The organism is Uniformispora flossi (assembly GCF_049534875.1).
In the GTDB taxonomy this organism is placed as follows: Bacteria; Actinomycetota; Actinomycetes; order Streptomycetales; family Streptomycetaceae; genus Yinghuangia; species Yinghuangia aomiensis.
Map to the genome: position 1 here is coordinate 356301 of NZ_JBMULZ010000004.1, position 23645 is coordinate 379945.

The following is a 23645-nucleotide window of genomic DNA, read 5'->3' on the forward strand; positions in this document are numbered from 1 at the left end:
CAGCCGGATGTCTCCGTCGATGTCGGCAAAATCAACCCGCCGGGCGACGACTACAGCCCGGAACAGGTCGGTATTATCAGACGATCCGTCATCTGCCGTCACGTGAGTCCCACACTCCCCGGCGGCCGGGCGGTCGGGCATGGGCGGCGCGGGTTTCAGGGCAGTTACAGGGCATGCGGGGTGCGCGTGGCGGGCAGGACGCGGACGGGCGTTTGGTCCGGTGGTCGACGACGTCTCGCGACGGGTGCGGCGCTGGCCGCGCTGCTGATGGTGGCCGCGACGGCCTGCGGCGGCGACGGCAAGGGCGCGAAGGACTCCGCCGCAGGCGGGGTCCGCGGCGCACTCGACCGGGTCGCCGACACCCCCGACACCCGCACGTGGTTCACCTACGCCGACCTCGCCGGGCTGCGCGCCGCCAACGGCGACGCGGGGCGCCTCGGCCCGTACGCGCAGATCGCCGGCCTGGCCGAGGACGGGAAGTTCGCCGACCTGCTGCCGCCCGTGTACGGCTTCGACCCGCGCGACGCCGACCGCACGTGGACGGCGGGCGCCGCGCCGAAGCAGGCCACCGTGCTGTCCGGCGGACTCAGGCTCTCCGTGGTGGAGGAGCGGCTCGCCGCCGCGAAGGCCGCGCGGGAGCACACCGCCTCGGCCGGCACGCAGTGGCGCACCGCGCCCGACTACCAAATAAGCCTGGAGACCGCCGCGGTGCCGGAGGCGCTCGCCGTGTTCAACGTGGTGCGGGTGGACGGCGCGACGCTCGTGCACGGCGGCGGCGCGGCGGAGGTCGCCGCGGCGGACACCGGGAAGGGCAGGACACTGGGCGACGCGGAACCGTACAAGTCGTTGGCGGCCTGCCTCGGCGACGTGCTGGCCGCGGAGATCGCCGGACCGCGGCCGGACGGCGGCGGCACGGCGCCGATCGCGGTCGGCTTCCGCGGCGCGAAGGGCCGGCCGGTCACGCAGGTGCTGTGCCTGCCCGGCAGTTCGGCGCAGGACCTGGACCGGGTGCGGGAATTCTTCGCACCGGAGCACCGCTTGAAGAACGGAATGCCGTGGGGCGAGGCGGTGTCGGACATCGAGGTGGCAGCGGCCGGCGGTGCGGTGCGGGTGACCGCAGTGGGCCGGAACGATCGCTTCCGCATCTTCGACCAGGCTTTGCAGCAAGGCGAGTTCGCCGAGCTGGCCGCGGCCGCGGGAGGTCCCTGACGCCCCATCGGGAATGCCGGTTCCCGGCGGTGAGGAGTGGTGCACACCTGTTACCTAACCTTCGTGCCCGACACCCCTCCGACCTGGGACGATCATCCGTGGGACGCCCTCCCGGCACGTCCGGGCGCCCCCACCCCCCAGCTCACGGCAGCACGGTTCACCGCGGTAGCGGACACGGCGGCACAGGACACGGCAGCACAGTGCACGGCATGCAGGCACGGCAGCACGGCGGAAGTTCGAAAGGAGGCGGCCGGTGGGAGTGACGTACGAGTACTTCGGCGCGCCGGACCGCGCCGCCGCCGCTCGAGTCCCTCCGCTCATCGATCCCCTCGACCCGTACGAACCGCGCGAACGCCCCAGCAACTCCTACATCAGCAACGTGAAGCCGGAGACGGTCAGCGCGATGGTGCTGTCGCTGCTCGGCGACACCCCGCGCGAGGCCACGCCGCCGCTCGAACTGGTGGTGCTGCACCCGGCGCACGCGGTCATGCAGTTGCCGCCGATCCTGCTGGAAGTGCTGCGGAACGCGACGGACGAGGAGTTGGGCGCCGCGGCGTTCATATGGTCGACGGTGCCGGACCGGCGGATCCCGCGGGACGCCTACCTGCTGTACCGCATGCTGCACGACTGGACCGCGTTCGCCCACGAACTCCACCGCGCGGGCGACCAGTTGTACTGCCTGATGCATTCGTGACACACGGCTGACGCCGCCCAGGGCGCCTTCCCCACCGGGAAGGCGCCCTTTGACGTACCGTCAAAAAACTTGGCTAACCCACTTGAGTTATTAAACCGCCCGCTTTAACGTCTGGCCATGAGCGAGCCGACGAACCTCGACACCACCCTCGACAGCCTCGATGCGGTGGGATCCGGCCGCGGCGCCGCCGCACGCCTCGGCATGATCGAGGTCGCCGAACGGCTCTTCGCGGAACGCGGCGTCAACGGCGTGTCGCTGCGCGAGATCGGCACCCAGGCCGGCCAGCGCAACACCGCCGCCGCGCGCTACCACTTCGGCTCCAAGGAAGCCCTGGTGGACGCGATCTTCCGCTACCGCATGGAACCCATCAACAACCGCCGGCTCGCCTTCCTCGACGAACTCGACCGGGACGGCCGCGGCCACGACCTGCGCGCCCTCGTCGAGGCCTACATCTACCCGCTCGCGGAAGCCGTCGGCGATCCCGGCAGGCCGACCTGGTACCTGCGGTTCTCCATGAACGCCGGCCTGCTCGAAGGCATTGCCGCCACCGACTTGGGCCGCGAGGCGTGGACGCGCGGCGTGCACGTCGTCCGCACCCGCCTCGCCGCGCTCTTCACCGCCGGCCCCGACCCGCTGCCCGCCGAACTGGTCGACGACCGCTGGTCGCGGCTGGCCGGCTACGTGGCGCACGCGCTCGCCAACCGCGAAACGCTCATCCAGTACGGCCGCGCCACGACCTTGACCGACCGTCAGGTCTTCCTGTCCGACCTGACCGACACCGCCGTCGCCCTCGCCGCCGCGCCCTCCTCCGCGGAGACCCGTGCGGCCCTGCACCGACACCGGAGGACCGCCTCGTGACCACAGCCCCCACCACCGCATCCGAACTCGGGCTCGACATACGCCCCATGGCCGGCCACATCGGCGCCGAAATCCTCGGCGTCGACCTGTCGCAGCCGCTCACCCCCGAACTCGTCGCGGAAATCCGCGCCACGCTGCTCGCCTGGAAGGTCGTGTTCTTCCGCGACCAGGACCTCACCCAGGCCCAGCACCTCGCCTTCGCCCAGGCGTTCGGCGAACCGACCAAGGCGCACCCGACGCTGCCGTCGCAGTTCCCCGACTACCCGCAGATCCTCCTGCTGGACAACCAGCAGATGGGCGGCGGCGGAGGCATGGGCGGCGGCGGCACGGTGGAAAGCCGCTGGCACACCGACGTCACCTTCATCCCCGCCCCGCCCATGGGGTCGATCCTGCGCGGCGTGGTCGTACCGCCCTACGGCGGCGACACCCAGTGGACCAACCTCGTCGTCGCCTACGACCGCCTGTCCGAGCCGGTCAAGGCGATGATCGACGGCCTCCACGCCGTCCACCACAACGCGCTGCCCATCAAGCGCGGCGACCTGCCCAGCAAGCTCGCCAAGCAGTTCCTCGGCGACGGCCTCCGCTCGGTCCACCCCGTGGTCCGCGTGCACCCCGAGACCGGCGAGAAGATCCTGTTCGTCAACCCGAACTTCACCAGCCACATCGTCGAACTCTCCCGCAACGAGAGCCGCCACCTCCTCGCGATGCTCTACGAGCACCTGACGGACGCCGAGTTCACCGTGCGCTTCCGCTGGCAGCCGGGCAGCATCGCGTTCTGGGACAACCGCGCCACCGCGCACCTGGTGCCCACCGACATCCCGGCGGGCATGCACCGCTCGATGCAGCGCATCACCATCGCCGGCGACCTCCCCAAGGGCCCCGACGGGTTCGAGTCCCACGCGCTCGACAGCTGACCGGAACCGGCCGGCGAACGGCCGGCAACCGGCCCGTCGCGGGCCGGGCCGGGCCCGCGAACAGGGGAGCGGGGTACGCGCGGGAAGCGCGTACCCCGCACCGCAGCACGATTCCCGCCGGATAATGACGCCGTGGCCCTCTCCAAGTCCGGTACGGCCCAAGCCGTGCAGTCCTCGGAACGCGTCTCCACGCTGGAGCTGTTCTTCGACCTGGTCTTCGTCTTCAGCGTCACACAGTTGTCCGCCGCGGTCTCCCACGACCTCAACCTGACCGGCATCACCCGCGTGGTGATCATGCTCGCCGCCCTGTGGACGCTCTACAGCGGCTTCGTACGGATCACCAACGCCGCCCCGCCGAGCACCCCGCTGCGCCGCGGCCTGCTGGGCATCGCGATGGCCGGATTCCTCGTCGTGTCCCTCGCCGTTCCCCACGCGTTCGACGACGACAGCAGCTCCACCGCGTTCGGCTGGGGCTATCTGACAGTGGCGATCGTGCACGTCGCACTCTTCCCGGCGTCGGGTGCGAGCCGGGCGGCGGTGCTGCGCGTACTGCCGTTCGACGCCGTGTCGGCGGCGCTCGTCGTCACCGGCGCCTACCTCGAAGGCACCCTGCAGCTCGCGCTGTGGGCGGGTGCCGTGGGCGTCCAACTGGCCGCGCCGCACCTCACCGGCGCGCTCGACTTCCCGCTGACCGCCGGGCACTTCGTGGAGCGCCACGGCCTGGTCGTGATGATCGCGCTCGGCGAATCGGTGATCGCGATCGGCGCGGGCGCGCAGGCACTCGACCTCGACCTCAAAGTCATCGCGACGGCCGTGCTCACCCTCGCACTGGGCTTCGCCTTGTGGTGGGCGAATTTCGGCGACGACGAAGACGCCCGCGCCACCGCCGTGCTGGACGCGCTGCCGACCCGGTCGCGCAACCTGCGCGGCCTGACCGTGTTCGGCGTCGGCCACTATGCGCTGCTGCTCGGCATCCTGCTGTTCGCCGCGGGCGTCAAGAGCGCCGTCGCGCACCCCGCCGACCGGCTCGACGCCGCGCAGGCGGTGACGCTCGCGGGCGGCCTGGCACTGTTTCTGGCCACGAACGTGGTCACCCGCTGGACGTTCGGCATCGGCCCGAACGGCTACCGGGTCGCCGCGGTCGTGTCGCTCGCCGCGACGATTCCGCTGGGCATGTTCGCGTCCGCGCTCGCGGAGACCGCCGCGATCGTGGCCGTGCTGACCGTCGCGGGCGCGATGGAAGCCCAGCGCTATCCGGACCCGGACACCGCCGGGTGACGTGCGGCGGCGGGTGACGTGCGGCTCGGGGCCGCGAACTGCCCCGTGGCTTCCGGCGGCATCCCGGGTCGGGAGCGGCCCGCCGACCGCTCCCGACCCGGGATCCCTTCCGACCCTGTGGCCGAAACCGCTGCCCAGTCCGTGGCCGAACCTGCCTCCGGGACGGCTCAGTTCGCGGCGGCCTCGGTCGCCACCCGCTTGGCCCACCGGTAATCCGGCTTGCCCGCGGGCGACCGCGGGACGGCGTCGACGACCACGAGGTCGCGCGGCACCTTGTAGCCGGCGATGTGCGCCCTGCTGTGCGCGGCGAGCTCGTCGACGCTCACGTGGTGGCCGTCGCGCAGCGACGCGACCGCGGCGACCCGTTCGCCGAACCGGGTGTCCGGGACGCCGACCACGACCACGTCGTACACCGCCGGATGCGACTTGAGGACGCCTTCGACCTCCTCCGGGTACACCTTCTCGCCGCCGGTGTTGATGCACACCGAACCGCGGCCGAGCAGCGTCACCGTGCCGTCGTCCTCGACCCGGGCGTAGTCGCCCGGCACCACCCAGCGCACCCCGTCGGCGTCGACGGGGAACGTGGCGGCGGTCTTGACGGCGTCCTTGTAGTAGCCGACCGGGATGTAGCCGGTACGGGCGAGCCGCCCGGTCTCCCCCGGCGCGACCGGCTTCAGGTCGTCGCCGAGCACCGCGGTCTGCGGCTTGAGCGGGAACCGGCCCTCCGCGTTCTGCGCGCTGCCCGCGCCGAACTCGGACGCACCGAACCCGTCCGAGATGAACAAGCCCGGCACCAGCTCCCGCAGTTGGTCCTTGACCGCGGGCGACAGCAGCGCACCGCCCGAACCGACGACCTTGAGCGCGGACACGTCGTAGCCGCCGCGCGCGATCTCGTCGGCGATCGGCCGGGCCATCGCGTCGCCCACCAGCATCATCGTGGTGGCGCCCTCGCGTTCGACCGAGCGGAGGATCTCCGCCGGGTCGTAGCGGTGCCCCGTCCACATGACCGCGGTCCCGGCGCGGAACAGCGTGATCCAGGTGACCCATTGGCCGTTGCCGTGCATCAGCGGCGTGGTCAGCATCTGCACCAGCGGCGGGCGCTCGGCGTGCACCGCGATGTCCTCGGGCACGTTCAGCGGGTCGCTGCCGTAGCTGAGCGCACCGAAGAAGATGTCCTCGGCCCGCCACTCGACGCCCTTCGGGAAGCCCGTGGTGCCGCCCGTGTAGACCATGTACCGGTCGTCGGCGGAACGCGGCCCGAAGTCCCGCTCCACGGACGCCTCGGCGACCGCGTCCGCGTAGGACCGCAGGCCCGGCGTCGCCGGATCGACCGGGACGCGGCTCTCGTCGTCCAGCCAGAACACCGTCGTCAGCAGCGGCGCGTCGGCGCGCACCGCGGCGACCTTCGGCAGGTAGGTGCGTTCGACGACGAGCGCCTTCAGGTCCGCGTTGTCGACGATGTACCGCAGCTCGTCCTCGACATAGCGGAAGTTGATGTTGATCGGGACGACGCGTGCCTTGAACGCGCCGAGCATCGACTCCAGCCACTCCGCCCGGTTGCGCGCGTACACGCCCACGTGGTCGCCGGGCTCCAGGCCCGCCGCGAGGAACGCATGCGCCACCCGGGTACCGCGCTCGTCCAGCTCCCGATACGTCAGCCGCACCTCGCCCGCGACCAGCGCGAGCCGCTCCGGACACGTGTCGGCAAGGACTTCGTAAAGGTCGGCCAGGTTGAACGTCCGCTCCGCCACGCTCAGCTCCCCTCGCCGACCACGCCGCGCAGCCCGTCCGCGCCGAACACCGGCTCCAGCACGCTGCGGAAGTCCGGGCCGCGGCGCAGGTGGTGCCCGCCGTCCACGTTGATCGCGTTACCGGTCAGCCACGCCGACTCCGGGCCGACCAGGAACGCGGCCAGCGCCGCGATCTCCTCGGTCTCGCCGAACCGGCCCAGCGGCGTACACGCCAGGTAGTCCTCCAGCAGCGGCCCGCCGTCGGTGATCATCTGCACCATGTCGGTGCGCACCAGACCCGGCCGGATGCTGTTCACGCGCACCCCGCTCGGACCCAGCTCGTCCGCGGCCAGCTGCACGAAGTGGTCGATGCCGGCCTTCGAAACGCCGTACGCCCCGAACCAGCGGTGCGTGTTCGACGACGCCACCGACGAGATCGCCACGAACGAACCGCCGCCCGCCCGCACCATGTGCGGCGCGGTGTGCTTGAGCACCAGCATCGTGCCGGTGAGATTCAGCTCGACGGTGTCCCGCCACCGCTGCGTGTCGATCTGGGTAACCGGGCCCATCGTCGAGTTGCCGCCCGCAGACGCCACCACGGCCTTGATCGGACCGAGTTCGGCGGTCTTCGCCACCGCCGCCTTGACCTGCTCCTCGTCGGTCACGTCCGCGACCGCGTACCCGACCTGCACGCCGGGCGCGGCGGTCTTGGCGATCTCCGCCACCGCGTTCTTCAGGCGGTCCTCGCTGCGGCCCGCGATGAGCACGTGCGCGCCGTCCGCGGCGAACCGCACCGCGCAGCCCAGGCCGATGCCGCTGCCGCCGCCCGAGACGAACGCCGCCGAACCGGAAAGGGGAAGGGAAGTGCTCATCGGGGGTCTCCTTCGGAGGTCTCGGCCTTCGCCGGCCACAGGGGTTCGGGGATCTCGAAGCCGACCGGGGCACCCCAGCCGTTGCGGAACGCCACCTCGTGCGCGGCCGTACGCGGCGCGACCGCCCACCGGCCCGTCGGGTAGCCGAACGACACGCAGCACGACATGTGCCAGCCCTGGTCGGCCGGCACACCGAGGATGTCCATCACCTGCTGCCGGTGCGCGATGCCCAGCACCGCGGTCAGCGCCGAACCGACGCCCTCCGCACGCGCGGCGAGCTGCGCGCTCCACACCGCCGGGAAGATCGAGCCGCCCGTCGGGTCGTGCTGCACGAAGCCGAACAGGAACAACGGCACCTGCTCGAAGTTGTCCGCCAGCCACTGCGACGAACGCTGCACGCGCAGGAACTGCTTCGACTCGGCCGCATCCGGATCGGCGTGCGCCGCGGCGATCTTCGGCGCGTACAGGGTCTCCCACAGGGCGGCCATCGCCTCCCGGTACAGCGGACCGATCTGCGCCTTCACCTCGGGCGAGTCGACCAGCAGGAACCGCCAGCCCTGCGAGTTGCCGCCGCTCGGCGCGCGCACCGCGGCGTCCAGGATGCGGGCCTGCACGTCGTGCGGGACGGGGTCGGGCTTGACCCGGCGCATCGCCCGGGTCGTGTACAGCGCCTCGTGGATGTCCATGGATCTCCTTGCGTGGATGGCCGTCGAGCGCGCGGCGGCCCGGCATTCGGGTATGCCGTGCCGCCGCTTCCCCCGTCGAGTCGTCGTGGCCGCGCCGCACGGCGCGGGATGCCCGGGGTACGGGCCGCGTCAGACCACCGCGCCGGACGCGCGGAGTCCGCCGATCTCGTCGGTGTCCAGGCCCCACGCGGCAAGCGCCGCGTCGGTGTCGCCGCCGTCCGCCGCCGGGCCCGGGTTGACCGGGCGGGCCGGGATCCCGGCGGGCGTGCCGCCGAACCGCGGTGCCGGGGCCGGCTCGGGCAGGCCGTCGACGTCGTGGAACGTCCCGCGCGCGACGTGGTGCGGATGCCCGGGTGCTTCCAGCGGAGCGAGCACCGGCGCAAAACACGAGTCGGTGCCTTCCAGCAGCTCGCACCACGCGTCGCGGGTCCGGGTCGCGAACACCTCGGCGAGGCGCGCCTTCATCGCGGGCCACGCGGTGCGGTCGTACTGCTTCTCGAACGCCGGGTCGTCGGCCAGGCCGATACGGCGCAGGAGTTCGGCCCAGAAGTGCGGCTCGATCGAGCCGACCGCGACGAACTTCGCGTCGGCGGTCTCGTACACGTCGTAGAACGGCGCACCGCCGTCCAGCAGGTTCGTGCCGCGCGGGCCCAGGCCGCCGCTCGCCGCCATGGTGAACCAGGTGGCGCCGAGCGCCGCCGCGCCGTCGATCATGGCGGCGTCCACGACCTGGCCGCGGCCCGTACGGGCGGCCGACAGCAGGGCGCTGACCAGGCCGTACGCGAGCAGCAGGCCGCCGCCGCCGAAGTCCCCGACGAGGTTGAGCGGGATGCTCGGCGGCTGGCCTTCGCGGCCGATCGGCTCGAGCATGCCGGCGAGCGCGATGTAGTCGATGTCGTGGCCCGCGGCCTTGGCGAGCGGGCCCTCCTGTCCCCAGCCGGTCAGGCGGCCGTAGACCAGCTTCGGGTTGCGCTCCAGGCACACGTCCGGGCCCAGGCCCAGGCGTTCCATGACGCCGGGGCGGAACGGCTCGATCAGCGCGTCCGCTTCCCCGATCAGCCGCAGCGCCACGGCGATGCCGTCGGGCGACTTCAGGTCGAGCGCGGCGGAGCGCTTGCCGCGGTTCATCGGGTTGCGGGACGGACCGTTGAAGCCCTTCCGGGCGGTGTCCGCCCGATCCAGCCGCAGCACGTCCGCGCCGAGGTCGGCGAGCAGCATGCCGCAGAACGGTCCCGGGCCGAGGCCCACGAACTCCACCACGCGGATCCCCGCGAGCGGGCCCGAGCGGACCGGGGCGTCGTCAGGGGATGAAGCGGGCGTAACGGACGGGGACGCCTGGCTCACCATGCCTCCTGGTGTCGGCGGCGGGCCGCGGTCGGCCGGCGCTGGGGTGTGAGACACATGCACGGGATCTGACGAGACGTCAGACTAGACTTCAGTCTCACGCGGAGGCAAGATCACACCATGGCACCGTCCAACACCACGATCACCCTGACCCGCGCCCTCACCCGCGACCAGCAGGCCCGGCGCGAACGCCTGGTCAGGGCCGCCCTCGACCTCGCCGCCGAGGGCGGATACGCCTCCGTGACCATGCACGACGTCGCGGACCGCGCCGGCGTGGCCCGAGCGACGGTGTACCGCTACTTCACCTCCAAAGACCACCTCCTCAGCGAGGTGTCCGCGCTGTGGATCGGCCAAGTCATCGACGAACTGACCAGCCGCTCCCTCCCCGCCGAACCCGCCGAGAGCCTCACCACCATGCTCTGCCGGCTCGTCCAGGTCAGCGCCGAACACCGCCTCCTCACCGAGGCGATCCTGCAGGCCGCCACCTCGCCCGACCCCTCCGCCGAGGCCTCCCACGAGAACTTCCAAGGCTCCCTCGGACGCATCCTCGACACCGCCCTCGGCACCCCCGACACCCCCGAAGCCCAGGCCCGCATGGCCGACCTCCAGCACGTCCTCGGCCACGTCCTGCTCTCCGGCCTCCTCGGCCTCTCACACCGCGGCCGCAGCGCCGAAGAAGTCCAAGACCTCATGCGCACCGCGGTCCGCCTCGTGATGTGAGCCGCGCCGGCTCCACCTGCCCCTCGGCATCCGCCTCCGCCGGACGCCCGGCCGACACGTGACACCACGCCCACGACCTGCCCACGGGAGACCCGACCATGACAGAGCCCGAGCGCCGCATAAACCTGCTCGACCGCGACTGGTACGCGGGCGACCCCTCCGCCGACTACACCTGGCTCCGCGAAAACGCCCCCGTCTACTACAGCGAAGAAGCCGGCGCCTGGGGCCTCACCCGCCACGCCGACGTCTCCTTCGCCGAACGCAACCCCGAGATCTTCTCCTCCGCGAACGGCTCCCGCCCCGTCGGCCGCCCCCAGCCGTCCATGATCGACTCCGACGACCCGCAGCACTACCGCCGCCGCAAACTGGTCTCCAAAGGCTTCACACCCCGCCAGGTCAACGCCATGGAAGACCACGTCCGGGAAATCGTGAAGACCCTCATCGCCCGCATGCTCGCCCAGCCCGAACGCAAAGCCGACCTCGTCCGCCAGTTCGCCGCACCACTGCCGATGACCATGATCGGCGAAATGCTCGGCGTCGACCACGACCACCTCGACCAGCTCCAACACTGGGCCGACGTCATGGTCATGCTCTCCGACGGCGGCGAACTCAGCTACAAAGCCGGCGAAGCCTTCACCGAATACGTCGAATACACCACCAAAGTCATCGAGAACCGCCGCGCCAACCCCGACGCCACCGACCTCATCGGCATCCTCGTACACGCCGAAATCGACGGCGAAAAGCTCGACTTCAGCGAACTCATCGGCGAATCCCTGCTGCTCCTCGTCGGCGGCAACGAGACGACCCGCAACGTCATCTCCGGCGGCCTCGCCCAACTCATGAAGCACCCCGACCAGATGACGCGGCTCCGCGAAGACCCGTCGCTCATCCCGACCGCCGTCGAAGAGTGCCTGCGCTGGGTGTCGCCCGTCGTCAACATGGCCCGCACGACGACCCGCGACGTCGAACTGCACGGCGTGACCATCCCGGCCGGCGAAACCGTCCTGCTGCTCTACGGCGCCGCCAACCGCGACACCGAGCTGTTCACCGAACCGGAGACCTTCGACGCGTTCCGCACCCCGAACAACCACATCGCGTTCGGCAGCGGACCGCACTTCTGCCTCGGCTCGTCGCTGGCCCGACTGGAGATCCGCGTCGCCTTCGAGGAGATCCTCAAGCGGCTGCCCGACCTCTCGCTGGAAGAAGGCGCCGAACTGCGGCACCACCCCAGCTCGTTCATTCGCGGAATCGCGGAGATGCCGGTCACGTACTGACGGAGCCGGAGGCGGCCGGAACTCGGCGATCAGCGCCGAGCCCGCCGCCCCGAGCCCGCCGTACCAGGCCCACCGCGCCGGGCTCACTCCCGGGACGCGAACCCCGGGCGGCGGCAAGACAGGGGACGGGAGCACCCGCCTTGCCGCCGCCCGGCACCACGGATGGCGCGTTCTATGCCGTCTTGACGGCCTGTGGACAAGACGGTGGGGCGGGTGAGCCGGCCTGTGGACAGCCGCTTGCAGCCCGTGCCTGACGCGTGGAAGCGTGGTGTTTCGGGGCACCCCCCACAGCCGGTGCGATCATCCGACCAGCGTGGCTGGATTGCCGCCAAGCCGCAGGTATGCCCGCCACCTCCCCCCGCGACGTATCCTCGGGCCTGGCCGGACGACCGGCCCGGATGCGGGAACGCATCCGCAGACGCGTCGGGGGAGCAAGGGGGCAGGCCGCGTGAAGCCGCTCGAACCGGACGATCCGCGCGACATCGCGGGCTACCGCATCCTGCGGGTCCTCGGTGCCGGCGGCATGGGTCGCGTATACCTCGGCCGCAGCCCCGGCGGCCGCACCGTCGCCGTCAAAGTCATCCGCCCCGAACTCGCCGACGACGCCGGCTTCCGCCAACTCTTCCGCCGCGAAGTCGCCGCCGCCCGCCGCGTCGCCGGCACCTGGACCGCACCCGTCCTCGACGCCGACACCGAAGCCGCCCGACCCTGGCTCGTCACCGGCTACGTCGCCGGCCCGTCCGTCTACACCGCCGTCGACCGCTTCGGCCCCCTCCCCGAGGACTCCGTCCGCACCCTCGGCGCCGGCCTCGCCGAAGCGCTCCTCACCATCCACGGCACCGGACTCATCCACCGCGACCTCAAGCCGACCAACGTCCTGCTCTCCCTCGACGGCCCCCGCGTCATCGACTTCGGCATATCCCGCGCCCTCGACGCCAGCGCCCACACCCGCACCGGCGCCACCGTCGGCTCCCCCGGCTTCATGTCCCCCGAACAAGTCGACGGCCGCGACATCGGACCCGCCACCGACGTCTTCTCCCTCGGCTCCGTCCTCGTCTTCGCCGCCACCGGCGAAGGCCCCTTCGGCTCCGGCAACGGCCAAGCCCTCATGTTCCGCATCGTCGCCAAGACCCCCGAACTCGGCGGCGTCCCACCCGGCCTGCGCAACCTGATCTCCGCGTGCCTCGCCAAATACGCCGGCAACCGCCCCACCCCGCAGGAGATCCTCGACCAACTCGCCCCCGGCGGCAGCACCGAAGCCCTCATCGCCCCCGGCTGGCTCCCCGGACCCCTGACCGCCGACCTCGGCCGCCGCGCGGTGGAACTCCTCGAACTCGACAGCCACGCCCCGGAAACGGGAAGCCTCCCGCCCCGGCCCACAAGCAACCCGCCCACGCCGTCGCCTTCCGGCGCACCGGCAAACCCGTCCGGCCACTCCGGCTTCATCAACCCCTCCGGCGCCTTCACCCCGCCCGGCTCATACGCCCCGTTCGAGGCCGCGTCGTCGCCGGGTGCGTCATCCGCGCCCTCCGCGCCGAAACCCCGACGCCGCACCACCCCATGGCTCTACGTGTCCGCCTTCAGCGCGGCCGTCGCCATCGTCTGCACCTCGGTCCTCATCGCCCGCGCCGACTCCACCCCCTCCGGCACCCCGAAGTCCCCCACCATCCGCACGGGACCGACGAACGGCCCCGCCGGGCCCTCCGAGGCTCCCCCGGCCACCCCGCCGAAGGACTCCGCGACACCCACCACCACGGCGTCCGCCCCGACGTCCAAGCCGGCATCCTCCGGCAGCACCGCCAAGGCAGGAACGATTCCGGCCGGCTACCCCGGCACCTGGACCGGCGAACTCACCAGCGCCCGCGGCCAGAAGTCCACTTACACCGTCATCCTCCGCGCCACCCCCGACGCCAACGGCATCGTCGCCCACACCCAGGCCCACACCGTCGACATCATCCCGATCGACTGCTCCGGCGACGCCAAACTCGCCCCCACCGACGCCGGCATCCTCCTCCAGGACATCCCCACCCCGCCCCCCACCCTCGCGGGCGGCCTCGCCATCTGCGTCACCGGCGGCCAAACCCACCTCACCCTCAACCCCGACGGCACCCTCACCTGCGAACTCCAGGCCACCGGCTCCGGAAACCCGAAGGGCGTCCTCCGCCGCACGGGCCCCTGAGCACGCATCAGCCGCTGGGCCGATCGGGTGATCATCCGACGTTCACCTGACCGAACTGGTGTGCGACAGGCAGCGTCGGGTCCATGAGATTCATGGACCTCACCCAGCCCGAATACGCCTACATGTTCGGCTTCTTGCAGGCGGATGGACACTTGGCGGCCGGCCCCGGCCGCAAGGGGCGCCTGTCGCTGGAGGTGTCCAGCGTCGACCGCGAACTCCTCCTGAAATTCCAGAAGCTGTGCCCCTACCCCAGTTCCGTGAGCGATCGGACGCGCAGCACGAACTTCAAGGCAAATCACACGTCGAGTACGTGGACGATGTGCTCGCTGGAGGGCCGCACCACCATCTGCGCACTGGGGCTTCCCTACGGGAAGAAGTCCACACTGATCAGGCCGCCCACAGTCGAGTTCAGCACCCGCGACTACATCCGGGGCTTGGTGGACGCCGACGGCGGAGTCGGATTCACCGCCAAGTCATACCCGTTCATCAGCCTGACGACGTCGAGCGACGCCATCGCCCAGCACTTCTGCGAGTTCGGCAAGACGGTCGGCGGCACGGCCCGAAACCCGGGCAAGAACGCACGCGACAACGTCTTCAACATCCTCTATACGAGCGATCCCGCGGTGGCGATCGTTCGGGACATCTACTACGAGGGCGCACTGGCACTCGAACGCAAGGCGACGAAAGCCCTGGCCGTCAAGGCGTGGGAACGCCCGCCCACCATGCGCGCGCGGGCTACACCGACGCGGTGGACCCCCGAGGACGACGCCGCTCTGCTGGCCAACACGAATGCCCAGGCGGCCGAGCTCCTGGGCCGCACCGAGAAGAGCTGCACGATTCGCCGATGGAGGCTCATCGGTCCCGCAAAATCCCACGCATCCGGCGCATGACAAAGCGGGGGACGACGGACTCGCCCGTCGCCCCCCGCTCCGCATTCACCCCTTGATCGTGATCAGCGGCTTCAGATGCGTCACGATCTCCACCAAGTCGTCCTGCTGCCGCATGACTTGATTGAGGTTCTTGTACGCACCCGGGATCTCGTCAAGGACACCGGCGTCCTTGCGGCACTCGACGCCCTCGGTCTGCATGACCAGATCCCGCACCGTGAAGTGCTTCTTCGCCGCATTGCGGCTCATCTTCCGCCCCGCGCCGTGCGATGCCGAGTTGAACGCGTCCGCGTTCCCGAGCCCCCGCACGATGTACGAGCCGGCGGCCATCGACCCGGGAATGATGCCGAGGTCCCCACGACCCGCACGGATCGCGCCCTTGCGGGTCACCAGCACGTCCACGCCCCCGTAAGTCTCCTCGGAGACGTAGTTGTGGTGGCAGGAAATCCGCTCGTCGAAGGTCACCTTCTTTTTGCCAAAGTACGCCCGGAAGACGTTCTCGAACAGCGAGAGCATGACCTCGCGATTCAACCGTGCGTATTCCTGCGCCCAGTAGAGGTCACGCCGGTACGCGTCCATCTCCGATGTCTTCGCCAGGAACACCGCCAAGTCACGGTCCACCAAACCTCGGTTGTGCGTCAGCAGTTGCGCGACCCCGATGTGGTGGTCGGCAAGCTCCTTGCCGATGTTCCGCGAACCCGAGTGAAGCTGGATCCACAAATGTCCAGATTCATCTTCATCCAAGCTGATAAAATGATTTCCGGCTCCAAGTGTCCCCAATTGCGACTGCGCCCGCTCCCGCCGGAAATGCACCTCCGGCGCCAGCTCATCGAACTGCCCCCACAGCGCATCCCAGGCACCGACTTCGAAGCCGTGCAGCTTGCGTACGTCGACTCGGTCCGGGTGCCCCAGATGCCCCACCGGCACCGCGGCTTCCATCTTCGACCGCAGCGGCCCAAGGTCGTCGGGCAGGTCGGCCGCCGTCAGCGAGGTCCGCACAGCGGAGACGCCGCAGCCGATGTCGACCCCGACCGCCGCCGGGCACACCGCGTCCTTCATGGCGATGACCGAGCCCACCGTCGCGCCGCGGCCGAAGTGCACGTCGGGCATGACCGCGAGGCCGTGGAGCCACGGAAGGGTGGTGATGTTGCGCAGCTGCTGCATGGCCTGGCCCTCGACCTGCGAGGGATCGGTCCACATGCGGATGGGCACGTCGCGTGCGCCGGCTACTTCGGTGTACGTCATACAGAGTCAACTCCGTCGGTAAGTCCAGTGTGTGCCACGTCCGCGGAAGCGCGGTAGGGCCGTGGCCGTCCCGAAGATCGGCACCCCGCGGCCGAACGCGGCGCAGGGCGGCAAAAATGCAAGGCAGGGAAAGAAGGCGGGCACCCCCGCCGAAGGGCCGTCCCCGGCGTGCTGCCGGGCCGTGCACCCGGCGCTACTGCCGGGGCGGCCCCTCGGGGCGGCTGCGCCCGGGAAGGCGCGGCCGCCGGAGAAGAGCGGTTCGGGGTTACCTGCGACGGGCCGCCGCGGCGCGTCGAAGCGCAACGGGTCGGCCTTGTTCGCGGAACCGCACCGGACTGCTCCTCTCCTGGGCGCGGCTGCCACGGAGGTGGTCCGGAGCCGCGCGTCGTGGGGTGACGTGGTCCATGTAGCCATGCGGACGGCCTTGCCCGCAAAGGGTTTTCCGCAAGGCTCCGACCAGTGGCCGACCAGCGCCCGACCAGTGCCGCGACCAGCGGAGAGAGTGCCTCGACCGGCTGGTGATCTCCGTGACACCGCTCAGGGCGCCGCGTATGTTGGGAGCACATGGTCGTGCTCGGGATCGTCGCGCTGGCAGCCGCCGCGGTGGTCGCCCTTGCGGTCGTCGCGGTCGCGCAACGCGCCAAGACGCCGTTCCGGGGCGGGTTTTCGACGTGTGCGGAGGCCGCGGTGCGCGGCGGGCGCCGGATGGTGGTGGCGGGGGTTGTGGAGCCGCTCCCGCGCGAGGCGCGAGAGGCAGGCGAGGCGGGCGGGACAGGCCGGGCGGCCACGGCTGCGAAAGGTCTGGTGACTGCCCCTGTGTCGGGTCGTTCCTGCGTCTGGTTCCACTGCACGGTGGTGGAGCACTGGGTCGAGGCGGAGCGCCCGCGGGTGCGGGATTTCGACGGCGACGGGCCTTTGCATCACGGGGAGTTGCGGCGGGCGCGGCGGGGGAGGAAGCGGACCGAGGCGGCTTCGTCGGAGCGCCGGTTCGTGATGCGGGACGCGACGGGGTCGGTGGTGGTGGATCCGCGGGTGCTGCGCGCCGAGGGGCTGCCGGTGTCGGTGCGGGAATCGGTGGCGCGGACGGTGGTGCCGGGTGCGGTCGCGGTGGATTTCGGTGCGGGTGCGGACCGGGTGCGGCGGTCGTCGCGGTACGAGCGGTCGGAGACGGTGCTGGTGCCGGGGCAGCATGTGGTGATCAGCGGCCGGGTCCGGCACGAGCGTGATGGCACGCCGGTGTTGGCGGCGCGGCGGGTGTCGCGGGGGGCGGAACGGGCCGCGACGGGCGACCGCGGGCGCCGCGGGTTGCGTGTGGGGTGGTTGGTCGGGGTGTTGTCCGCGGTGACGGGTGTGGCTGCGCTGCTGGCGAGCACGCGGCACTGAGCGGCGCCGACCGGGCAGCGCCGGCAGTGCGGCACCGATCAGGCAGCGCCGATCACGAAAGCCGTCAGGCGAAGACGACCGTCCGGCTTCCGTTCCGCAGGACGCGGTGTTCCGAGTGCCACTTCACGGCGCGGGCGAGGGCCTGGCATTCCACGTCGCGGCCGACGGCGACCAGTTGTTCGGGGGTGACGGCGTGGTCGACGCGTTCGACTTCCTGCTCGATGATCGGGCCTTCGTCGAGGTCGGCGGTGACGTAGTGGGCGGTGGCGCCGATGAGTTTGACGCCGCGCGCGTGGGCTTGGTGGTAGGGCTTGGCGCCCTTGAAGCTCGGGAGGAAGGAGTGGTGGATGTTGATGGCGCGGCCTTCGAGCTGCTTGCACAGGTTGTCGGAGAGGACCTGCATGTAGCGGGCGAGGACGACGAGTTCGACGTCGAGGTCGCGGACGAGGTCGAGGAGTTTGGCTTCGGCCTCGGGCTTGGTGTCGCGGGTGACCGGGATGTGGTGGAACGGCACGCCGTAGGTGCGGGAGAGTTCCTCGAAGTCGCGGTGGTTGGATACGACGGCCGCGATGTCGACGGGCAGGGCGCCGATGCTGGCGCGGAAGAGCAGGTCGTTGAGGCAGTGGCCGAACTTGCTGACCATGACGACGATGCGCATCTTGGCGTCGGCGTCGTGCATCTGCCAGTCCATGTGGAAGGACGCGCCGACGGCGGCGAATCCGGCGCGGAGGGCGTCGACGGTGACGTTGTCTTCGGCGGTGAAGTGCACGCGCATGAAGAAGAGGCCGGTGTCGCGGTCGCCGAATTGCTGGCTGTCGACGATGTTGCAGCCGGTCATCATGAGGAAGCTGGCGACGGCGTGCACGATGCCGCGCTTGTCCGGGCAGGACAGGGTGAGGACGTAGCCGCCGTTTCCGCCCGTGCCGACCGTTCCGGCGTCGACCGTCTTCGGTACGGACTGCAGGGGCTGGTCGGACATGCGCGCGCCTTTCCTCGGGTTGGGGGCAGGGGGCTCCACCCGGGGGTGGAGTCCTCCAGGATCGCATGCCGTCGGGCGTGGTCGGCGCCCGCCGGTGCGGATGCGGGTGGTGGGTGCCCGCTGGTGCGGATGTGGGTGGTCAGCGTCCGCCGGTGCGGATGCGGAGGACTTCGAGGGTGTCGGGTCGTCGGGCGGGGTCGTCGGCGTCGGCGGTGGCGAGGCGCCGGTGGGCGTCGCCGGCGGCGTCCACGAGGGCGGGCCAGGCGGGGTGGCCGAGGTAAGCGGTGGCGGGGGCGTCTTCGCCTATCTCGTGGAGGACGCCGAGGATGGCCAGGACGGCGCGGTCGACGGCGTCGGCTTCGTCGCCGTCGACGAAGATCCGGCCGATGTAGGTGGCGGCCGACCAGCGGTCGAGCCAGGTGTCGCCGACGAGGCGGTAGACGGCGTCGGTGACGGTGCCGTATTCGTCGCGACCGGCGAGCCAGCATTCCTGCTGGAAGGCGGGGTCGCCGAACATGTGGAGTGCCGAGCGGACCTGGGCCCGCCATCGCCACCACGGAACGGTGTTCTGCCGCATGCGTGCCATGGTGGCGTTCCCCTCCTTGTTTCCGCTGCCGGTTCACCGGATTGTCCCGTGACCGTGATGTGCGGTTCGGGTTCGACCCCTGGATCATGCCGCAGTCGGGCGCGGCGGGCCGAGTGGAGGTCAGGAAAAGCCGAGCATTCCGGGCGAGTCGATGTCGACGGCGTTGATGCCGGGTGGGTACGCGTCTTCGTTGTCGGTGAGCAGGATGGACATGCCGGCGAACTCGGCGTGCGGGAGGGCGCAGTAGAGGGCGTGGCAGGTGTCCGGTGCGCCGTGCCCGTCGCGGATCATGGTGCCGACGGTGGCGGCGGCGGTGCTGCCGAGGTCGTCGACGGTGACGGCCGAGTAGGCGAGCATGCGGGGGTAGAGGCCTTGTTCCCGCGCTTCGGCCTGCATGAGGCACGGGGCCGGAATCGTCAAGCGGTCGGCGGGGGTTCGTGCCATGGCGGCGAGCAGGTTGAGGGTCTTGTGGCCGCGGGCCAGAGCGGTGACGGCGCCGGTGTCCAGGATGATCACGAGGTGCCGCCCCTACGACAGTGCTTTTGCCTCATTTGCCCCATTTGCCCGAGTCGGGGTGCCGTACGGAGCGGGCAGGGCCACCGCCTCGTCGTAGCGGGCGAGCACGAGGTCGGCGAGGGCCGGGTGGGCGCCGAGCGGCTCGGCGGCGGTCGTGGCTCCGGCCGCCGCGGCCTTGCGGGCGAAGTGGCCGGGGCCGAGGAGGTAGCCGGCGAGCGCGATGTGGTCGGCGCCTGATGCGCGCAGCGCGTCGACCGCGTCCCGCGGGGTGGGCGTTCCGGCGCACAGGTAGGACGGCACGACCGTCCGCCCGGTCAGCTCGGCCAGCAGCTCGGCCATCCGTGCGGTGTCCGCGTTGGCGGAGGCGTCCGTGGACCCGGCGGCGGCGAGCACGATGGCGTCGCACACCGGGTTATCCACACTTCCTCCGATTTCCACCTTTTTATCCACAGGCTGTGGACGGAGTGCTCCCACTTCCGCCAGCCGGTCGAGCAGGATGTCCGCAAGCCTCGGGTCGGGCCCGAGTGCGGCGGCCACCCGGGCGCTGACCTGTGGCGCGGCGGCGAGGGCCGCGGGTATGTCGTGGCGGACGTGGTAGCCGGCGCCGAGCAGCAGCGGCACCACGACGACGTCCCCGGACAGCCGGTTGAGGGTGTCGGAGAGCAGCGGTTCCGCGACGTCCACATAGCCGACCTCGACGCGGAGCCCGGGCCGCAGTCCGCGGACCAGGTCGACCAGGTCGGCGGTGGCGGCGAGTCCGGCGCGGTCGCGGGTGCCGTGTGCGGCGGCGACGAGCGGGATCACGGGTCGACCGCCAGCCGGTAGCCGCGTTTGGTGACGGTGCGGACGAGGCCGGAGTGCGGGCCGAGTGCGGTGCGGAGGCGGGCGACGGCGGCTTCGACGGCGTGTTCGTCGGCGCGGGCGCCGGACCAGACCTTCTTGAGCAGCTCGGCGCGGCTGAGTACCCAGCCGGGTTTTTCGGCGAGGGCGCGCAGGACGGCGCCGGGGACCGGGGGGAGCCAGATGGTGCGGCCGCCGACGAGGACGGCGTTGCCTTGCAGGACGAGCCGGTCGGTGCCGGTGTCGAGTTCGCGGCGGGCGCGGCGCGGGAGTTCTTCGGCGATGGTGCGGACGAGGGAGCCGAGTCGGCCGCGTTCCGGCCAGACGGTGTCGACGCCTTCGTCGAGGAGGGGCCGGGCGCACACCGGTCCGATGCAGATCGGGAGGACGTCGCCGCGGAGGGCGTCGAGGAGTTCGGTGCGGCGGCCGAGGTGGTCGGCGGTGTCGAGGAAGGCCTCGATGGCGGGTGAGCTGGTGAAGGTGAGGGCGTGGATTTCGCGGCGCACGGTGGCGTCGACGAGTTTGCGGACGGCGGCGGGGTCTTCCGGGGGGCCCCAGCGGTAGACGGGGACGGGGATGACGTGGGCGCCGCGTTCGCGGAGGGCGGTGGTGAAGTCTTCGAGGGGTGCGCCGTGTTCCTGGACGGCGATGCGGCGGCCGCGGAGGTCGCGGGCGAGGAGCCAGGTGAGGAGTTCGTCGCTGGCTTCGGAGCCGGGCGAGTAGACCTCGCGGAGGCCGGCGGCGCGGATGGCGCCGGTGGCTTTGGGGCCGCGGCTGACGACGACGGCGGCGCGGCAGGCGGCGACGAGGGCGGTGCCGTGTCCCCAGCCTTCGGCGGCGCTGATCCAGCCGCGCCAGCCGACGCCGGTGGTGGCGACGACGTAGTCGAGGGGTTGGGCGAGGCAGGTCTCGGTGGCGTGGCGCAGGACGGTGTCGTCGCCGATGGGGACGATGCGCATGGTCGGTGCTTCGACGACTTTGGCGCCGCGGCGTTGCAGGAGGGCGACGAGTTCGTCGCGGCGTCGGGCGGCCGTCACCCCGATGGTGAATCCGACCAGCGGCTCGGCCGCGTCCGTGGCTGTACCCATGCCGTGAGGCTGACGGACGTGTGTTTCGGTGCTGTTGCGTGGCGGTCACGCCGCGGTTAGGGGTGTCGTGCCTGGTGGGGTGGGGGGTGTCGGTGCGCTCACGGGTCGGTGGGGGGTGTGTGAGGTGCCTGTCCCTCGGCCGCAACACCGGTGTCGTTGCCGTGTAACGGCGTGCGGAGACGCTCTTGTGCATGACACGGACCGTCGAGGCAGCGCCGCAGGAGCAGCGCGCAGCCGTCACCGAGACGCATTGCCCGTACTGCGCTTTGCAGTGCGGGATGGGGTTGGCGTCGGGTGGTGCGGGGCTGCGGGTGGTGGAGCGTCCGGAGTTTCCGGTGAACCGGGGGGCGTTGTGCGGCAAGGGCCGGACGGCGGCGGAGGTGCTGCGGGCGGGGGTGCGGTTGTCGGCTCCGCTGGTGCGGGGTGCGGACGGGGTGTTGCGTGAGGCGGGGTGGGACGAGGCGCTGGATCGGGTGGCCGCGGGGTTGTCCGGGGTGCAGGCGCGGTTCGGTCGGGATGCGGCGGGGGTGTTCGGCGGCGGGGGGCTGACGAACGAGAAGGTGTATCTGCTGGGGAAGTTGGCGCGGATTGCGTTGCGGACGAAGAACATCGACTACAACGGGCGTTTTTGTATGTCGTCGGCTGCGGCGGCGCATCGGAAGGCGTTCGGGATCGATCGGGGTCTGCCGTTTCCGTTGGCGGATGTCGCCGGGACGGGTTGCGCGATTGTGGTGGGGAGCAATCTCGCGGACACGATGCCGCCGGCGCTGCGGTATCTGACGGAGTTGGTGGACAACGGCGGTTCGCTGGTGGTGGTCGATCCGCGGCGGACGCGGACGGCGGAGCAGGCGACGCTGCACTTGCAGCCGGTGCCGGGCACGGATCTGGCGTTGGCGCTGGGGCTGCTGCACTTGGTGATCGCGGGCGGCTATGTGGACGAGGAGTTCGTCGCGGCGCGCACGTCGGGTTTCGAGGCGGCGCGGGCGGCGGCGATGGCGCACTGGCCGGAGCTGGTGGAGCGGATCACCGGGGTGCCGGTGCCGCTGATGCGGCGTGCGGTGGAGCTGTTCGCGGGTGCGGCGTCGGGGATGGTGCTGACGGCGCGGGGTCCGGAGCAGCAGAGCAAGGGCACCGACACGGTCGGGGCGTGGATCAATCTGTGTCTGGCGACGGGCAAGGCGGGGCGCCGGTTTTCGGGGTACGGCTGCCTGACGGGGCAGGGCAATGGGCAGGGCGGGCGGGAGCACGGGCAGAAAGCCGACCAGCTGCCGGGCTACCGCTCGCTCGTCGATCCGGCGGACCGGGCGCATGTGGCGGGGGTGTGGGGTGTCGATCCGGAGGAGTTGCCGGGGCCGGGGCTGAGTGCGTACGAGTTGTTGGACGCGCTGGGTTCGGAGGTGCGGGGGCTGCTGGTGGTGGGGTCGAACCCGGTGGTGTCGGCGCCGCGTGCCGCGCATGTGACGGAGCGGCTGGAGTCGCTGGATTTCCTGGCGGTGTGCGATGTCGTGTTGTCGGAGACGGCGTTGCTGGCCGATGTGGTGCTGCCGAGTGCGCAGTGGGCGGAGGAGACCGGGACGACGACGAACCTGGAGGGGCGGGTGATCCTGCGGCAGGCCGCGGTGCCGCCGCCGCCGGGGGTGCGCACCGATCTGGAGGTGCTGCACGGTTTGGCGGCCCGGCTGGGGTGGTCGGCGGGGTTCCCGGTGGAGCCGGAGGCGGTGTTCGCGGAGCTGCGGGTGGCGACGGCGGGGGCGCAGGCGGACTACGCGGGGATTTCGTACGAGCGGATCCGGCTTGAGGACGGCGTGTTTTGGCCGTGTCCGGCGGAGGATCACGCGGGGACGCCGCGGTTGTTCCTGGACCGGTTCGCGACGCCGGACGGGCGGGCCCGGTTCGCCGAGGTGGCGCACCGTCCGGCGGCGGAGCTGCCGGATGCGGAGTATCCGCTGTATCTGACGACGGGCCGGGTGTCGGCGCAGTACCAGTCGGGTGCGCAGACGCGGCGGGTGGCGGAGCTGAACCGGGCGGCGCCGGGTCCGTTCGTGGAGGTGCATCCGCTGCTGGCGCGGCGGCTGGGGGTCGCGGAGGGGGATGCGTTGGCGGTGACGAGTCGGCGGGGTCGGGCGGTGGCGCCGGCGCGGGTGACGGAGGCGATTCGGCCGGACACGGTGTTCATGCCGTTCCACTGGGGCGGTGAGGGCCGGGCGAATTCGCTGACGAACCCGGCGCTGGATCCGACGTCGCGGATGCCGGAGTTCAAGGTGTGTGCGGTGCGGGTGGAGCGTGCGGAGGCGGAGGCCGGGGCGCCGGTGGCGGCCGGGGCGGCCGGGGGCGCGTTGTGACGGCCCGCCGGATCGCCGTGG

At 71.4% G+C, this 23645-nt stretch carries 21 protein-coding genes; 11 read left to right on the forward strand and 10 right to left on the reverse strand.

The window, feature by feature from the left end:
- Nucleotides 1-186 precede the first annotated feature (186 nt).
- The 5 genes from ACPA54_RS11500 to ACPA54_RS11520 all read left to right on the forward strand — a co-directional run bounded on the left by ACPA54_RS11500 (nt 187) and on the right by ACPA54_RS11520 (nt 4953).
- Nucleotides 187-1209, forward strand: coding sequence for a hypothetical protein (locus ACPA54_RS11500; protein WP_423528636.1), 1023 nt, complete (start codon nt 187-189; stop codon nt 1207-1209).
- 253 nt (nt 1210-1462) lie between these two features.
- Nucleotides 1463-1903: a hypothetical protein gene (locus ACPA54_RS11505; RefSeq protein ID WP_345677010.1), complete on the forward strand. Its 441-nt coding sequence runs from the start codon at nt 1463-1465 to the stop codon at nt 1901-1903.
- Nucleotides 1904-2020: 117 nt separating this feature from the next.
- Complete coding sequence (locus ACPA54_RS11510; protein ID WP_423528638.1) at nt 2021-2761, forward strand: TetR/AcrR family transcriptional regulator; 741 nt, start codon at nt 2021-2023, stop codon at nt 2759-2761.
- Complete coding sequence (locus ACPA54_RS11515; RefSeq protein ID WP_423528640.1) at nt 2758-3675, forward strand: TauD/TfdA dioxygenase family protein; 918 nt, start codon at nt 2758-2760, stop codon at nt 3673-3675. Before ACPA54_RS11510 ends, ACPA54_RS11515 begins: the two co-directional genes overlap by 4 nt.
- A 132-nt stretch (nt 3676-3807) precedes the next feature.
- The gene (locus ACPA54_RS11520) at nt 3808-4953 is read left to right on the forward strand and encodes a low temperature requirement protein A (RefSeq protein WP_423528642.1); all 1146 of its coding nucleotides are present in this window, start codon (nt 3808-3810) and stop codon (nt 4951-4953) included.
- A gap of 167 nt (nt 4954-5120) precedes the next feature.
- Here the strand turns inward: ACPA54_RS11520 and ACPA54_RS11525 are convergent, their stop codons facing one another.
- The 4 genes from ACPA54_RS11525 to ACPA54_RS11540 form a co-directional block, all read right to left on the reverse strand.
- On the reverse strand, nt 5121-6704 hold the full coding sequence (locus ACPA54_RS11525; RefSeq protein ID WP_423528644.1) for an acyl-CoA synthetase: 1584 nt from the start codon (nt 6702-6704) through the stop codon (nt 5121-5123).
- Nucleotides 6705-6706: 2 nt separating this feature from the next.
- The gene (locus tag ACPA54_RS11530; RefSeq protein ID WP_423528646.1) at nt 6707-7555 is read right to left on the reverse strand and encodes an SDR family oxidoreductase; all 849 of its coding nucleotides are present in this window, start codon (nt 7553-7555) and stop codon (nt 6707-6709) included.
- Nucleotides 7552-8241 (reverse strand): nitroreductase family protein, encoded by a 690-nt coding sequence (locus tag ACPA54_RS11535; protein ID WP_423528648.1) that lies wholly within the window; start codon nt 8239-8241, stop codon nt 7552-7554. Before ACPA54_RS11535 ends, ACPA54_RS11530 begins: the two co-directional genes overlap by 4 nt.
- 129 nt (nt 8242-8370) lie before the next feature.
- Nucleotides 8371-9588 (reverse strand): CaiB/BaiF CoA transferase family protein, encoded by a 1218-nt coding sequence (locus tag ACPA54_RS11540; protein WP_423528650.1) that lies wholly within the window; start codon nt 9586-9588, stop codon nt 8371-8373.
- Between the two features lie 117 nt (nt 9589-9705).
- Here ACPA54_RS11540 and ACPA54_RS11545 point away from each other — a divergent pair, with 117 nt between their 5' ends.
- From ACPA54_RS11545 to ACPA54_RS11560, 4 genes are all read left to right on the forward strand, one after another.
- Nucleotides 9706-10305 carry a TetR/AcrR family transcriptional regulator gene (locus ACPA54_RS11545; RefSeq protein ID WP_423528652.1) on the forward strand — a complete coding sequence of 200 codons (600 nt, stop codon included), beginning with the start codon at nt 9706-9708 and terminating at the stop codon, nt 10303-10305.
- A gap of 98 nt (nt 10306-10403) precedes the next feature.
- The gene (locus ACPA54_RS11550; RefSeq protein ID WP_423528654.1) at nt 10404-11579 is read left to right on the forward strand and encodes a cytochrome P450; all 1176 of its coding nucleotides are present in this window, start codon (nt 10404-10406) and stop codon (nt 11577-11579) included.
- A gap of 448 nt (nt 11580-12027) precedes the next feature.
- On the forward strand, nt 12028-13758 hold the full coding sequence (locus ACPA54_RS11555) for a serine/threonine-protein kinase (protein ID WP_423528656.1): 1731 nt from the start codon (nt 12028-12030) through the stop codon (nt 13756-13758).
- An 83-nt stretch (nt 13759-13841) separates the two neighbouring features.
- Nucleotides 13842-14648: a hypothetical protein gene (locus ACPA54_RS11560; RefSeq protein WP_423528658.1), complete on the forward strand. Its 807-nt coding sequence runs from the start codon at nt 13842-13844 to the stop codon at nt 14646-14648.
- A gap of 45 nt (nt 14649-14693) precedes the next feature.
- Here ACPA54_RS11560 and ACPA54_RS11565 read toward each other — a convergent pair whose 3' ends face one another.
- Nucleotides 14694-15890, reverse strand: a complete 1197-nt coding sequence (locus ACPA54_RS11565; protein ID WP_423528660.1) for an RtcB family protein — start codon at nt 15888-15890, stop codon at nt 14694-14696.
- Between the two features lie 564 nt (nt 15891-16454).
- On the opposite strand from ACPA54_RS11565, the gene ACPA54_RS11570 reads away from it, so the two are divergent.
- Nucleotides 16455-17273, forward strand: coding sequence for a hypothetical protein (locus ACPA54_RS11570; protein ID WP_423528662.1), 819 nt, complete (start codon nt 16455-16457; stop codon nt 17271-17273).
- A gap of 64 nt (nt 17274-17337) precedes the next feature.
- Here ACPA54_RS11570 and purU read toward each other — a convergent pair whose 3' ends face one another.
- The 5 genes from purU to ACPA54_RS11595 all read right to left on the reverse strand — a co-directional run bounded on the left by purU (nt 17338) and on the right by ACPA54_RS11595 (nt 21282).
- On the reverse strand, nt 17338-18252 hold the full coding sequence (gene purU / locus ACPA54_RS11575; protein ID WP_345677024.1) for a formyltetrahydrofolate deformylase: 915 nt from the start codon (nt 18250-18252) through the stop codon (nt 17338-17340).
- Nucleotides 18253-18391: 139 nt separating this feature from the next.
- On the reverse strand, nt 18392-18838 hold the full coding sequence (locus ACPA54_RS11580; protein ID WP_423528664.1) for an SCO4402 family protein: 447 nt from the start codon (nt 18836-18838) through the stop codon (nt 18392-18394).
- Nucleotides 18839-18958: 120 nt separating this feature from the next.
- The gene (locus tag ACPA54_RS11585; RefSeq protein ID WP_423528666.1) at nt 18959-19354 is read right to left on the reverse strand and encodes a PIN domain-containing protein; all 396 of its coding nucleotides are present in this window, start codon (nt 19352-19354) and stop codon (nt 18959-18961) included.
- Nucleotides 19355-19366: 12 nt separating this feature from the next.
- Complete coding sequence (locus ACPA54_RS11590; RefSeq protein WP_423528667.1) at nt 19367-20158, reverse strand: sirohydrochlorin chelatase; 792 nt, start codon at nt 20156-20158, stop codon at nt 19367-19369.
- Nucleotides 20155-21282, reverse strand: a complete 1128-nt coding sequence (locus ACPA54_RS11595) for a uroporphyrinogen-III synthase (RefSeq protein ID WP_423528669.1) — start codon at nt 21280-21282, stop codon at nt 20155-20157. The genes ACPA54_RS11590 and ACPA54_RS11595 overlap by 4 nt, the downstream gene beginning before the upstream one ends.
- A 191-nt stretch (nt 21283-21473) precedes the next feature.
- Between ACPA54_RS11595 and ACPA54_RS11600 the strand changes: the two genes are divergently transcribed.
- Nucleotides 21474-23624: a molybdopterin oxidoreductase family protein gene (locus ACPA54_RS11600; RefSeq protein WP_423528671.1), complete on the forward strand. Its 2151-nt coding sequence runs from the start codon at nt 21474-21476 to the stop codon at nt 23622-23624.
- The last annotated feature ends 21 nt before the right edge of the window (nt 23625-23645 follow it).